Source organism: Peribacillus suis (assembly GCF_059384845.1).
Window position 1 is genome coordinate 1,168,327 of the sequence record NZ_CM182019.1, and the last position, 14,707, is coordinate 1,183,033.

A 14,707-nucleotide genomic window follows, 5' to 3' on the forward strand; every position below is an offset into this window, starting at 1 on the left:
AAATAAACATGGATACATATCATTTTCAGCCAACGAAAGAGTTTGCAGGAAAATTGGACCAATGTGATGCCTTAGCCATTTATCGGAAGGAATTTTACTTGACTCCCGGGACCATCTATATGGACGGAAATTCATTGGGACTATTATCGAAGCGGGCGGAAAAAAGTCTTTTGAATTCATTGGAAGACTGGAAGAGATATGGAATCGAGGGATGGACGGAAGGTGATAACCCTTGGTTTTATTTCTCTGAGAGATTGGGAGAGTTGAGTGCCCCTTTGGTGGGGGCGTCAGGTGATGAAGTAATTATGAGTGGCTCGACGACAGGGAACCTTCATCAGCTGGTGGCAACTTTCTTTGAACCGAAGGAAGGACGGAACAAGATATTGGCCGATGAGCTGACGTTTCCGAGTGATATTTATGCGCTTCAAAGCCAGCTTTTGCTACACGGGCTTGATCCGGAAACACATTTAGTGCAGGTGAAAAGCCGTGATGGTAAACTTCTTATGGAAGACGATATCATTGCCGCGATGTCAGAGGAAGTAGCCTTGGTCGTGTTGCCAACGGTTTTGTACCGCAGCGGACAGATTCTGGATATGAAACGATTAACAAAGGAAGCGCACACTAGAGGAATCATCATTGGGTTTGATGGGTGTCATTCAGTGGGTGCTGTTCCACACCAATTTGACGAGTGGGAGGTCGACTTTGCATTTTGGTGTAATTATAAACATTTGAATGGAGGACCGGGAAGTGTTGCAGGCTTATATGTCAATCGAAAACATTTCGATAAAAGGCCAGGGTTGACTGGATGGTTCGGGTCAAAAAAGGATGAACAGTTCGACATGAAACACTCATTCTCCAAGGCTGATTCAGCAGGGGCCTTTCAGATCGGAACGCCACATATATTAAGTATGGCTCCACTAGTCGGTTCGCTTGAAATGTTTGCCGAAGTGGGTATCGAACAGATTCGTACAAAATCTTTGCTTTTGACACAATATTTTATGGACTTGATTGACTCTGAACTTATGGAGTATGGGTTTTCATTCGGGAACCCTCGAGATGATTTTCGAAGGGGGGCTCATATTATCCTTGAGCACCCAGAAGCAGCACGGATATGTAAAGCGTTGAAGAATGAGGGCGTCATTCCGGATTACCGCGAACCGGATATGATCCGGCTTGCACCTGTCTCCCTCTATACCTCCTATCAGGAAGTATGGGAAACGGTCCAGGCACTAAAAAAAATCATGCAAGGGAAGTTATATGAGAGTTATGAAAATATACGGGGAATCATTGCCTAGTTTGGAAAATAAACATGGAAAATAATAAATTGAAAAGAGAGTTATCAACCAATCAAATCACGATGATCGCAATGGGATGTGCGATTGGGACCGGCTTGTTTTTAGGGAGCGGTCTAGCGATATCGATAGCCGGTCCAAGCGTATTGATTAGCTATGCTGTCGGTGCGTTCGTTGTTTTGTTATTAATGGGATGCTTGGCGGAAATAACGGTCGCTTATCCAACTTCCGGATCCTTTGGGACGATTGCCGAGAAGTACATCAGTCCACTTGCAGGCTTTCTTGTCCGATATTCCTACTGGATAGCCAATGTCCTTGCCATTGGGGTCGAAGTCAGTGCAATCGCTGTTTATATGAAATACTGGTTTCCTGATGTACCAGGGAGTGTGTGGATTTTTCTTTTTGCCGCCTTACTCATCTATGTAAATGCAACCAGTGTCAATACTTTCGGGAATTTTGAATATGTATTTTCCTTGATTAAAGTCAGCGCCATCGTCATTTTCATCTTACTGGGAGCTTATGTTTTGATTGGTGCCGAACCAGCCTCGGGAATGGGGATGGAGAACTATGTGAATGCAGGGGGGTTCATGCCTTTTGGTTTTTGGGGATTATGGGTGGCTGTTTTCATTTCTCTCTTCAGCTTTTTAGGGACAGAAATGATTGCAGTGACTGCAGGAGAAGCCAAAGATCCTGATATCGCTGTACCACGAGCCTTGAAGGCAACCGTTTTCAGGCTGTCGACTTTTTACGTACTGACAATCGGCATCATGTTGATGATCGTTCCATGGCAGGAAGCGGGCGTTGAAGTGAGCCCATTCGTGAAGGTCATGGAAATATTAAATATCCCGGGAGCCTCCGGAATCATGAATTTTATCATTTTGACGGCAGCTTTATCAGCAATGAATAGTCAGCTGTATGCTTCCACAAGAATGATCTTTTCACTATCCGAACAAAGGCAGGCACCGCCTTTCTTTAAGAAAGTGAGTCGAAAAGGAGTACCGGTCCGCGCCTTGCTCATCTCCACATTGGGTATTTTTCTGGCTGCGGGGATAAAGGTCATTCTTCCCGATACATCTTATGCATTCATGATGGGGATATCGATGTTCGGGGCCATTTTCACTTGGTTCATGGTGTTCATCTCCCATCTGTTTTTCAGGCGAAACTGGGAAAGAACAGGGGGGCGGAAATTACCTGTCAAAATGTACGGTTATCCTTATTTAACGATACTTGGAGCGGTTTTTCTATTGGCCTTAACGGTAACAACCTGGTTTACCGAACCCTTTAAAATCGTTTTGCAGTTCGGTATTCCTTGGTTGATCTTTCTATGGCTCACATACATGTTGATGATGAGAGTAAAAAGAAGATAAAGGGAGTGACGCATGCATGGATAAGGAATCAATCGAAGAAAGTCGCTTGGAAGAAGGAATGGTAACGAATTTTGAAAAAGAGATGTCCTACGGTGACTATCTGAATTTGGACCAAGTATTATCGAGTCAGAGGTTGCTTTCCGGTCATCATGACGAAATGCTATTTATCGTTATCCATCAAACCAGCGAGTTATGGATGAAATTGATTCTTCATGAATTGACTGCGGCTACGGAGCATATCACGGAAGGAAGATTGGAACCTTCCTTCAAGATGCTATCACGGATTTCGAGAATTCAACAGCAGCTCGTTCAGTCATGGAATGTGCTCTCGACCTTGACCCCATCCGACTATATGGAGTTCCGGGATAAACTCGGAAACTCATCGGGCTTCCAATCCTTTCAAAACCGAATGATTGAAAGTGCAATGGGACAAAAAAACAAGCCAATCTTGGCCGTGTTTCGTCATCAGCCTGACCTTTATGAATCCCTGGTGTCCGAGTTGAATAAGCCCAGTATTTACGATGCGGCAATTGGAGCCTTGGCCGCGAGGGGGTTTTCTATTGAAGAATCGATGTTGAACAGAGATTGGTCAGAACCTTATGTGGAAAACGAGAGTGTCGAGAAAGCCTGGCTCGCGGTGTACAGGGATGTACATCAATATTGGGATCTATATGAATTGGCTGAAAAACTGGTGGATATCGGCAGTCAACAGCAGTTCTGGAGATTCAATCATATGAGCACGGTGGAGCGGATTATAGGACAGAGAATGGGAACTGGAGGTTCTACTGGCGTGAACTATTTAAAGAAGGTAGTGAATCAGCCATTTTTCCCCGAACTCTGGACACTTCGGACAAAATTGTGAACGGAATGATTGGAGAGGTAACGATGCATAAATGGAAAGATATTTCTCAGCCGCTTAATGAAAATACGCCATATTGGCCAGGAGATACACCATATTCCTATCGCTTGAATGCTGAGATAGCCAAGGGATCTTCCGTAAATGTTGGCGAAATTCGCATGAGCACACATTTAGGTACACATATTGACGCACCTTTTCATTTTGATGAAGAAGGAAAGAAAATCCTGGAGCTGGACTTGGATTTATATATCGGGGAAGCACTTGTCGTCCAGGTCGATGTCGATAGAAGTATTGGGATAGAAGCTTTAGTTGACATCGAATTGAATGGGATCGAGAGATTATTGCTGGCAACGGGGAAGTGGAAGGACCTCAGCCAATTCCCTGATGCAATTCCGGCAATCGAACCGGGCTTAGCCTCCTTCTTAGCTGAAAAAGGGGTGAAATTGCTCGGATTGGATTTGCCTTCCGTCGATTATCTCGACAGTAAAGAATTACCTGCTCACCATGCCCTGGCAAGTTGCGGGATTCACATTCTTGAAGGCCTTGTTCTTCAAGGCGTAGAACCGGGTCTGTATGATTTGGCCGCACTGCCACTCGCTTTGGAGAAGGGGGATGGCAGTCCGGTCAGAGCGGTGTTGAAACGAAAGGATTAGGTGAGGAGAGATAAGGATGAGCAAAATCGGTATTTATGGATCTTCCTTCGATCCTATTACGAATGTACACTTATGGACGGCATCGACCATTGCGCATCGAGCCAAGCTTGATAAAGTCATTTTTTTACCATGTGCCAATAATCGGATTGATAAACAGATGAAAACAAGCAATGAGCACCGCTGTAATATGCTAAGTCTTGCCATCAAGGATAATCCGTTGTTTGAAGTGAGTGATTATGAGATATATGAACGAGCAGGAATCAGCAAACAGTATACATGGTATACGATGGAGTACTTTAAAGCGCAGTATCCGAAGGATGAGGTATATTTCATCATGGGGGCCGATTTGCTTCAAGATATGGATAATCAGGAATTACCGGTGCATCTTCGCTGGAAATTCAGAGAAAAATTGATTGCGAATCATAAATTCATTATCATGGCCCGAGAAGGAATAGATATGCTCAAGGTCATCTCCAAAAGCCCTTTACTGAGAAATTATGATAATGGCAATACATTTCACCTAATTGATAAAGGTCTTTCCATGGAGATCAGTTCAACATATATAAGAGACGAGTTCAGCATGGGCGGAGAGCCAAGATATTTACTGCCAGATGTTTGTTATCAGTATATTGTAGATCATGGACTCTATAAAACAACTCAAAATGTTTAAGGAAGGGGCCCAATCACTTAGGTGATGTGGGCTCTTTCCTTTTTTATTTAACTCGTGTGATTTAGATTGAAAATGAAATTTAATCACAATATTATAAAAAGTTGAAGCGGTGCTAAACGTAATAGTATAGGGCTTTTGGAAGGGAGCATTCTTAACGGGAATGCTTAAAACGGTCTGGAAGACAAATAACACAGTTGACAACTTGGGATACTTTGCTTTAAGGTAGGGATACGTAAAAAAGAAAACAGAATATTTGCTGATCAGAAAACTGAAGGCATACTATTTCCTAACTTTAAATGAGGAAGTAGTATGCCTATTTTGTTTAAAGAAAGTTAAAAACAGGGGGAAAGATTATGAAAAGGTTATTGGCGTTTTCAAGTTTGGTTTTAGCATTTGGGGTGCTAGCCGGTTGTAGTTCCGAAAAGACTGAAGGAAAAGAAGGAAAGCCTAAATCCGTAGAATTACTGAACGTGTCCTATGACCCGACCCGTGAGTTGTACCAAGAATATAATAAAGCATTCGCGAAACATTGGAAGGAAGAATCAGGTCAAGATGTTACGATTCAGCAATCGCACGGAGGCTCTGGTAAGCAAGGAAGAGCGGTCATTGACGGATTGGAAGCGGATGTCGTGACGCTTGCATTGGCTTATGACATCGATGCCATCAATGAAGCCAGTAAACTTTTGGAAAAAGATTGGCAAACGCGCCTGCCGGAAAATTCAACACCTTACACGTCAACCATTGTATTTCTAGTAAAAAAGGATAATCCGAAAGGCATCAAAGATTGGGATGACTTAATCAAAAAGGATGTTTCCGTCATTACTCCAAACCCAAAAACAAGCGGGGGGGCAAGGTGGAATTATTTGGCTGCATGGGCATTTGCCGAGAAGAAGTTCAATGATGATGAAGCGAAAGTAAAAGAGTTCATGAAAAAACTTTATCAAAATGTGGAAGTGTTGGACTCCGGTGCTAGGGGTGCCACGACTACATTTGTGGAAAGAGAAATCGGTGACGTACTAATTGCTTGGGAAAACGAAGCGTATTTAACGCTTGAGGAATTCGGCGATGATAAATATGAAATCGTCAATCCTTCCATAAGTATTTTAGCCGAACCTCCAGTGGCGGTAGTCGACAAAGTGGTTGAGAAAAAGGGAACGAAGGAAGTGGCGGAAGCATATCTAGAGTATTTGTATACGGATGAGGGGCAAGAAATTGCGGCTAAGAACTTCTATCGACCAAGGGATGAAAAGGTTCTGGCAGACCATAAAGAACAGTTTGCCGACATTGACATGGTAACGGTTGATGAGAAGTTCGGCGGCTGGAATGAAGCCCAGAAGACCCATTTCAATGATGGTGGTACATTCGACGAAATATATCAACCAAAATAAGTGTAGAGGGGAAGAGGGATGTTTGATTCTTCTTCTCCTTCACTAATTAAGTAGAAAGAGCTGGGGAGATACCATGAATATTGTGACTGAAGTCAAGCGGAAGAGAAAAAGGACGATACCTGGTTTTGGGTTGGCGATGGGATTGACATTACTGTATTTATCCATCATCGTCTTGATTCCCCTATCCATGGTTTTTTTAAATACATTTTCAATGGGAATGAAGGATTTTTGGGAGACCATCACTGAACCAAGAGTTGTTGCCTCCTATAGATTAAGTTTTCTGACGGCTTTAACTGCGGCATTTGTGAACGCAGTTTTTGGCGTTTTAATTGCCTGGGTTCTGACACGTTATGAGTTTCCAGGGAAACGGATCATCGATGGCCTGGTCGACTTGCCTTTTGCCCTTCCAACGGCAGTTGCCGGCATTACGTTAACCACTTTATACTCACCGAACGGGTGGATTGGACAGTTTTTTGGATTCAAGATTGCCTTTACCCCTATCGGGATTATCATTGCCCTCATTTTTATTGGTCTTCCCTTCGTTGTACGAATGGTTCAACCCGTGCTTGAAAATATAGAAAAGGGGATGGAAGAAGCATCTGCTTCACTAGGGGCAAACCGAATGCAGACATTTATTAAAATTATTTTTCCTGAATTGATTCCCGCAATCTTGACGGGGTTTGCCCTATCATTTGCGAGGGCACTTGGCGAATACGGATCTGTCGTGTTCATTGCCGGCAATATGCCTTTTAAGACAGAAATTTCCCCTCTTATCATCATGACGAAGCTTGAACAGTATGATTACCAAGGGGCAACCGCCGTGGCGACGGTTATGCTTGTCATTACATTTCTGATTTTGCTCACCATTAATATCTTGCAATGGTGGACTAGTAGAAGATATTCCGCAAAATAGGAGGGGACCGTGTTGGCCAATCATCATCCTGTGGCTACAGAGCCAAATAAACCAGTCATCTTAACAAGAAACGCTACGAAGGAGCCAAAACTTATCCAATGGACCCTTATTTCCATTGTATTGCTATTCTTGACGCTTTTTTTGGTCGTTCCGTTGATTGCTATCTTTGTAAAAGCCTTTGAAAAGGGAGCGGAAGCGTATGTTGCGGCGATTGCTCACCCAGATTCTTTGGCTGCCATTAAATTAACGTTGATCGTTGTCCTGATCACTTTACCTTTGAATGCCATATTCGGGGTAGTGGCGGCATGGACGATTACAAAATATGAATTTAAAGGGAAGAACTTTTTAGTTACGTTGATCGATCTTCCATTTTCCGTGTCACCGGTCATTGCCGGTTTGATATTCGTCCTATTATTTGGTCTGAATGGAGCGCTTGGTCCATTTTTGCAGGCGTACGATATAAAAGTGATATTTTCCATACCGGGCATTGTCATTGCTTCCCTATTCATTACCTTCCCTTTTATAGCACGGGAATTGATTCCACTTATGCAAAGCCAGGGAACCTCTGAAGAAGAAGCCTCCCTTACCCTTGGTGCTGGCGGGTTCAAGACTTTTTGGTATGTAACGTTGCCCAATATTAAATGGGGCTTATTATACGGAATCATTTTGTGCAATGCGAGGACGATCGGGGAATTTGGAGCCGTATCGGTTGTATCAGGCCATATACGCGGCATGACGAACACGATGCCACTTCATATTGAAATCCTATACAATGAATATCAATTTTCAGCGGCATTCGCCGTGGCATCGTTAATGTCCATTTTTGCAATTATAACGTTGGTTTTAAAGAGTCTAATAGAATGGAAAACGGACCTGAAATCTACAAAAGCTAGGTAGGGGGATGTACAATGAGCATCATCATTGAAAACGTTACAAAATATTATGGGTCGTTTCAGGCCCTACAAGATATCAATCTAGAAATAAAAAGTGGGGAGCTTGTTGCGTTACTGGGTCCCTCGGGTTCGGGGAAAACTTCGTTGCTCCGCATCATAGCTGGTCTTGAACAGTCAGAAAACGGACATATATTATTTAATGAAGAGGATTACACAAACAAGCACGTGAAGGATAGGAACGTCGGTTTTGTCTTCCAGCATTATGCCCTTTTCCGAAACATGACCATTTTTGATAATGTTGCATATGGTTTAAAGGTACGGCCCAGAAAAACAAGACCTAGCAAAAAAGCAATTGAAGAAAAAGTTACGGAACTGCTCCAACTGGTTAAACTGGAAGGATATAAAGATCGCTATCCCTCTCAATTATCCGGGGGCCAGCGTCAGCGCGTGGCTTTAGCCAGGGCACTGGCCGTAGAGCCAAATATTTTGTTGCTCGATGAACCATTTGGGGCACTGGACGCCAAAGTCCGTAAAGAACTTAGGCGTTGGTTAAGAAAGCTGCATGACGAGTTCAATGTCACGAGTGTCTTTGTAACACATGATCAGGAAGAAGCGATGGATGTTGCCGATCGGGTCGTCATCATGAATGAGGGGAAAATCGAACAGATTGGAACACCAGATGAAGTATACGAACATCCAAAGAATCCATTTGTTTATGACTTTCTCGGCAGTGTTAACCTATTCAAGGGAAAGGTCCATCAAGGAAAGCTTGCAACGGGGAATGTGGAAATTCACGTACCGGATAGTGAGGACGGAGATAGCACAGGATATGTAAGATCTCATAACTTCATTATCGAAAAAGGTCCATCCAATGTCGATTCGATTGAATCCGTCATCGATCATATTCATGCAATCGGACCGATTGTCCGTATTGAAGTGATTCGTCAGGACATTCAGGAACCGCTCGAAATCGAACTTACAAAAGACCAATTTAATCAGCTTTCTTTAAAAAAGGGAGATATTGTGTTTGTTCGTCCAAAAGAGTTGAAAGTTTTTGTTGACTATATGGCCGGAATCTGAAAATGTAAATGAATCATGCCGATAAGAACTCCCTTTGTGAAACAGAAAAAATGTAAAAAAAATATGGTCCGGAACCTAATCAAGGTTTCGGGCCATATTTTTTTAAAAGTGATAAGTTCCTTTTTTTGACAATGTCGAATCTATTGACTATCATAAGTTGTGGTTCTTCTATACTAATAATTGGATAGATTATCATGTGGGAGTTTGTCGTTTTACTAGAAGGGATTTGTCAAAAATTGGTCTATATATCTCGTATAAATGTCGAAAAAATATGTTTACTGTTAAAAATGAAATATAAATGTAATATTGCTATTACGTATTTGACAAAAAGCGGTGATATACTACGTATTAGGTAATGAGCTCAAAGAAATTCTGTATTTTATGTAATATGAAATCAATCCTAGAAAAGTACATAATGCTTTTAAAAAATAGAGAAGAGATTCCTGTGGTTCAATTTGATTGCTATTTTCTTAGATAGAAAGAAGTGGGTCAATTGAATTGCTAGGGAAGAAAGTAGGGGAAATGAGTTTGAAGAAAAAGTTAATCGTATTAAATACCACTATTATGCTCGGTTTAGGAAGCATTTTTGCCGCACCGATGGTCAATGCGGAATCTGTTTCAGATATTCAATCAGAACGTGCCGGAATTCAATCCGATATTTCAGATGCTGAAAAAGTCATTCAGGACTTACAGAAAGAGCAAGCGAAAATGGATTCCCGGATTAAAGAAATCGTTAATGCAATGGAAGAAAACGATAAAAAAATCAAGAAAACCAATATAGAAGTAACTGAAACGGAAAAAGATATTGATTCATTGAAAAAAGAAATTACTGCTTTAGAGGAAAGAATTGCAAAACGCGAAGAAATCCTAAAGGAGCGTGCCCTTTCTTTCCAAGAGAGCGGCGGTGACGTTAATTACCTTGAAGTAGTTTTAGGATCTACTAGTTTCCGTGATCTTGTTGACCGTGTAGGAGCAGTTGCGGCTATCGTTGAAGCAGATCAGGAGATTCTTACTCAGCAAGAAGCGGATAAAGCTGAGCTAGAAGCAAAACATGAAGAAGTAGAGAAGAAATTACAAAGCCTTAAAGAGATGCAAGTTGACCTAAAAGGTATGAAATCTCAAATTAAGGAACAAAAAGCAGCTAGTGTAAAAATGAAATCTAAACTTGAAAAGAAACAGTCTGAAACAGAAGCTCTTAAAAAGGCCCTACAAAATGAAGATGCAGATTTAGCGGGCAAATTAGCAACGATTCGTGAAAACATTAAAAAAGAAGAAGAACGTAAAGCGGCTGAAAAGGCCGAACTAAACCGTGTGGCGGAAGAAGTTCAGAAATCTTCTACTAACCATGTAGATGATCATGTAGATAGCAATGTAGCGCCTTCTACTAGTTCTTCTAAAAATGAATCATCATCAAGTGCACCAAAAAGTGCACCAAAAAGTGCACCGAAAAATAATGTTTCAACAACTCCAAAGAGTGAAAGCAAGGCTACAGCAGCGCCAAGCACAGCTAACGTAGGTTCTGCAATCACAGCAGGTTATAAATACATCGGTAATTCAACATATGTTTTCGGTGGCGGAAGAACGGCATCCGACATTGCTAACGGCCGATTCGATTGTTCAGCATTTGTTGCATGGGCTTACAAACAAGCAGGTGTTAGCCTACCAGCAAGCACAGGTGCCTTGACAAGTGCAGGAAAGCAAGTTTCAAAAAGCCAGATGCAACCGGGAGATTTAGTATTCTTCAACACGTATAAAACTGATGGACACGTTGGTATTTACGTTGGAGGAGGCAAGTTCATTGGCTCTCAAAGTTCAACAGGAGTGGCTGTTGCTAACATGAGTAGCGGATATTGGGCAAGTAAATTCAATGGCCGTGTAGTTCGGGTGAAATAATAGTGTCTTAATGGGCAGGGTGATCATCACCCTGCCCATTTTTTATAAAAAATACGGATAAAAACAAAAAAAGTGAAACTTATTTTGATTAATATCGTAAATACTATTAAGATGAAATAAGGATAGGTGATGTGGATTTAACTTGTAAACTTACTGACATTTAATGAAACAACATTCCTACTACTAAAAAATGGAGGCAAAAAACACATGATGAAAAAAATTATGGCTGCTTTACTAACTATCACATTAGCTTTCTCGCCAGTTGGTGCGTATGTATTCCAGGACCATACACAATCCGCCGATGCAAGGGGTTATAAATCCGGGAAAAGAAGCTTCAACAATAATAACTCGAATAACAATACGAATAACAACTCGAATTTCCAAAATAAACAAACGAATAAATCCGATGCAAATACAAACAAAGCGAAAACCGATACAAAAAGCGGCAACTCATTTACTAAGGGCGGCTTAATGAAAGGAATCATGCTTGGAGGGCTTGCAGGTTTACTTTTTGGTAGCCTATTTGCCAATATGGGAGCTCTTGGTTCCATTCTTGGACTATTAGTCAACGTTATTGCGATCGTTGCCATCGTGGTCATTATCCGCAAGATTTTCGTTTACTTCCAAGATAAGAAGAAAAAAGAGGATCCAAACCCATGGAGAGGCTAAGAATTTCCGAACAAGATATCATTAATGCAGTATGTGTATACATTGCTCGTAAAAAGCAGGTCGAGCCCAATGAAGTGGAAGTTGAATTGATGTATGATGATGATTATGGCTTCTCAGCTGAAACGTTCGTTGATGGCAGGAAGCAAGTATTGATCACGATCAACTTGATCGAAGCGCTTCGATTATGGCTGGATGAATACTTAAATATCGACCCATATTCAGGCATTGAGCTTGTCTTGGATGACGAAGAAGGCATAGTCGCCTTAATAAGCGAAAGCAATAACTAAGCAAAAAAAGGATGTTCCTAGGGGAGCATCCTTTTTTTATCTATTTTAGAGGCCAAGTGGCCAAGTTATATTGGAAAGAATCAGATTATGGAAAAGTGGTGAGCGCCAGTTGTCAAAAGGGTACTAGACTAGTAGGATGAGTGTAAGTATATGGAATCTAAGGGGAGGAAAGAAGATGGAATCCTATATAAAAGACCAGATGTTTTTAAATGAAGAGGCTATAATCTTTGGCAATGAAATCATTGAAGCAATGATCGTTCTAGCTTTGGGAAGTAATCTACTATCGCTAAAATCCAAGAAAAAAGATGTAGATATATTGAGGACTCCAAAGTCGTTGGATGACTACAAAAAAGTGCCGATCCTATACGGCATGCCAATCCTGTTCCCGCCTAACCGCATAGAAGATGGGACCTTTACATATAAGGAAACAACCTATACATTTCCGGTAAATGAATGGGAGAAGCACAATCACATTCATGGTTTTTTGCATGATAAGCCTTGGAAGGTCCTAAAAAGAGAGGCAGGCAAGGAGGGAGTCGTAATCGTTACGGAATTTTTGAGCAGTGATTTTCCTTCCATGTATCCGCATTTTCCTCACGAGTTCAAAGTGAACATGACGTATATAGTAAAGGAAGAGAGACTGGATATCCAAATGAACATTCACAATATCGGTCGCGAGTCATTTCCGTGGGGTGCAGGGTATCATACGATCTTCAATTTTCCGTTTATATCAAGAAATGACTATTCGGATTGCGAGATTTCCTTGCCCGTAAATAAACAGTGGGAGCTGAATGGAAGGTCATTGCCGACTGGAAAATACATCACGTTGCCAAATAAGGATGAAATTCAAAGGAGGATAATAGGAGAGGGACGGGAATATGATGACATTTTTAGCTATGATGAGGAAAAAAACCGAACAAATGAAGCTGTCTTAACCGATCCGAAAGCTGGTATACAAGTGCGTTATCAAGCGGATCGCCGTTTTAAATATTGGGTAGTGTTCAATGAGGACGGGTTCTTGTGTCCCGAGCCTTACACATGGATCACGAATGCCCCCAATCTGAAATTACCAGTGGAAGTAACGGGTTTGCAGGAGTTGCAACCAGGAGAATCCATACATCTGGATACAAAAATAATTCTGGATGAAATATAGAAAACGCCCTGGCATATTAATTAATGCCAGGGCGTTTTCCTGTTAAGCTCTCTTCCGCATCCAAAGCGGGTATAGAACAAAGCCTAGAACATATAAATAGATACCTAACATGAACGTTTCCATGTCGGCTGTGCCTGTCTTGATGACCCATATGGAGTATATCAATGCCAGGAAGGTGATGATGCCGTCGCGAGTCCTGGATCCCTTCATGATATCGTACGTTTCTCCAGTCAAAACTAACTTTAATTGATACAAAGTTGATACGAGATAAGGGACCAAATAAGCAAGAGTTGCAACGATCATGGAAAATTTGTATGCGACTAAGATGGTTCCTGAAATAGTGGAAAACAAGAACAGCTGCGTCATTAAATTCGTTATCGTCATGGAGCGTACCGGCGTTCCATTTTTATTTGCCTTTGCAAAGTAAGCTGGGAATATATCCGATTTCGCTGCTTGATAAGGAACTTCCGATGCAACGACGACCCACCCTATCGTTGAACCTAATAAGCAAATGACAGCTAGTGCTCCCATAAGATATGTGCCGCTGGAACCGGCCACAGTCTGTAAAGCATCGACTAGTGGTTTCTGAGATGCCCTCAATTCCTCTTGCGATAAAGCACCCATCGTCAAGATGGTAATCCCTATATAAATGGCAACAGCGATAAGCAAGCCAATGATCGTCGCCTTTTTGACATCATTCTGTGATTTCGCACGGTTTGAAAGCATAACGGCTGCCTCGATGCCGATGAATGCCCATAAGGTAGAAATCGCTGCATTGTTAATTTGGGAACCTAAGGAAAATGATGTACCCGCTTCGTTATAAAATTTAGCGCCGTCTCCCAGGTTAGAAGAATCAAAGATGAAAATAGTAACGATGATGAAAAATAAGAAGCCAATCACTTTTGTGACTGTTGCGACAAGGTTAAGTTTACCAGCACCATTAAAACTTCTGACTAAAATGAAGTGTATGCCCCAAAGTGCCAAGCTACAAACACCAAATGTTAGTGCCTTACCAAGTTCAAGGTCAAATGATCCTGCTGTATAGAGCACTTTCGTACTGTGCATGACTGGGAAAAACGTCGATAAATAACCTGCGAATGATATGATGACGGAGGCCGTAGCCGCCCAGTTAGCCGCCCAATAACCCCAGGCCATGCTATATCCAGCAAATCTGCCTTTTACAGGTGATTTAAATAATGATTGTGCATAACTTTGTGGTCCGGCTTTCAAATCTGGTTTTCTCACAGCCAAGTTACCGAAAACGAGTGCTATTAAAAATACTCCCAAGCCCGTGACAACCCACGCCATCGTGGCTCCCAACGGACTTGATACTTGCGCCAATTGGGCAGGAAGCATGAAGATACCGCCGCCCACCATATTGCCAACTACAAATGTGGTTAGGATCAACAATCCCCATTTATTATTTTTCATATTTATAATCGAACCTTTCTATAGGACAATGATTGTAATGTTCAATGAAAAACTTATTTTAAAATAGTATATCGTAAATAGTTTAGTTTGGTAAAGTGCTAAATAGGCAGAATAAAATATACGAATTAGTCGGAATATTATAAAACGTCATTGACAAAT

At 41.6% G+C, this 14,707-nt stretch carries 14 protein-coding genes; 13 read left to right on the plus strand and 1 reads right to left on the minus strand.

Annotated features, from left to right (window positions below; genetic code table 11):
• The first annotated feature begins 8 nt into the window (after positions 1 to 8).
• From kynU to AC503W_RS05845, 13 genes are all read left to right on the plus strand, one after another.
• A complete protein-coding gene (gene kynU, locus AC503W_RS05785) occupies positions 9 to 1,295 on the plus strand; it encodes a kynureninase (protein ID WP_427688461.1) in 1,287 nt (428 codons plus the stop codon).
• 14 nt (positions 1,296 to 1,309) lie between these two features.
• Entirely contained in the window at positions 1,310 to 2,659 is a 1,350-nt protein-coding gene (locus AC503W_RS05790; protein ID WP_402867871.1) for an amino acid permease, read from the plus strand.
• Between the two features lie 16 nt (positions 2,660 to 2,675).
• On the plus strand, positions 2,676 to 3,521 hold the full coding sequence (gene kynA, locus AC503W_RS05795) for a tryptophan 2,3-dioxygenase (RefSeq protein ID WP_402867872.1): 846 nt from the start codon (positions 2,676 to 2,678) through the stop codon (positions 3,519 to 3,521).
• Positions 3,522 to 3,544: 23 nt separating this feature from the next.
• Complete coding sequence (gene kynB / locus AC503W_RS05800) at positions 3,545 to 4,171, plus strand: arylformamidase (RefSeq protein ID WP_427688459.1); 627 nt, start codon at positions 3,545 to 3,547, stop codon at positions 4,169 to 4,171.
• A 16-nt stretch (positions 4,172 to 4,187) separates the two neighbouring features.
• Entirely contained in the window at positions 4,188 to 4,841 is a 654-nt protein-coding gene (gene nadD, locus AC503W_RS05805; protein ID WP_407407143.1) for a nicotinate (nicotinamide) nucleotide adenylyltransferase, read from the plus strand.
• Positions 4,842 to 5,194: 353 nt separating this feature from the next.
• Positions 5,195 to 6,229, plus strand: coding sequence for a sulfate ABC transporter substrate-binding protein (locus AC503W_RS05810; RefSeq protein ID WP_494916385.1), 1,035 nt, complete (start codon positions 5,195 to 5,197; stop codon positions 6,227 to 6,229).
• A gap of 73 nt (positions 6,230 to 6,302) precedes the next feature.
• Entirely contained in the window at positions 6,303 to 7,142 is an 840-nt protein-coding gene (gene cysT, locus AC503W_RS05815; RefSeq protein ID WP_402867876.1) for a sulfate ABC transporter permease subunit CysT, read from the plus strand.
• Positions 7,143 to 7,199: 57 nt separating this feature from the next.
• Positions 7,200 to 8,039, plus strand: a complete 840-nt coding sequence (gene cysW / locus AC503W_RS05820) for a sulfate ABC transporter permease subunit CysW (protein WP_402868547.1) — start codon at positions 7,200 to 7,202, stop codon at positions 8,037 to 8,039.
• Between the two features lie 11 nt (positions 8,040 to 8,050).
• Complete coding sequence (locus tag AC503W_RS05825) at positions 8,051 to 9,115, plus strand: sulfate/molybdate ABC transporter ATP-binding protein (protein WP_402867877.1); 1,065 nt, start codon at positions 8,051 to 8,053, stop codon at positions 9,113 to 9,115.
• Between the two features lie 522 nt (positions 9,116 to 9,637).
• Entirely contained in the window at positions 9,638 to 11,008 is a 1,371-nt protein-coding gene (locus AC503W_RS05830; RefSeq protein WP_427688454.1) for a C40 family peptidase, read from the plus strand.
• A gap of 210 nt (positions 11,009 to 11,218) precedes the next feature.
• The gene (locus AC503W_RS05835) at positions 11,219 to 11,677 is read left to right on the plus strand and encodes a hypothetical protein (protein ID WP_427688571.1); all 459 of its coding nucleotides are present in this window, start codon (positions 11,219 to 11,221) and stop codon (positions 11,675 to 11,677) included.
• Complete coding sequence (locus AC503W_RS05840; RefSeq protein WP_402867878.1) at positions 11,665 to 11,964, plus strand: YxcD family protein; 300 nt, start codon at positions 11,665 to 11,667, stop codon at positions 11,962 to 11,964. Before AC503W_RS05835 ends, AC503W_RS05840 begins: the two co-directional genes overlap by 13 nt.
• Before the next feature lie 175 nt (positions 11,965 to 12,139).
• Complete coding sequence (locus AC503W_RS05845) at positions 12,140 to 13,117, plus strand: aldose 1-epimerase (protein WP_427688452.1); 978 nt, start codon at positions 12,140 to 12,142, stop codon at positions 13,115 to 13,117.
• Positions 13,118 to 13,159: 42 nt separating this feature from the next.
• Here the strand turns inward: AC503W_RS05845 and AC503W_RS05850 are convergent, their stop codons facing one another.
• Positions 13,160 to 14,548, minus strand: a complete 1,389-nt coding sequence (locus tag AC503W_RS05850; RefSeq protein WP_407407150.1) for an amino acid permease — start codon at positions 14,546 to 14,548, stop codon at positions 13,160 to 13,162.
• Between the last annotated feature and the right edge of the window lie 159 nt (positions 14,549 to 14,707).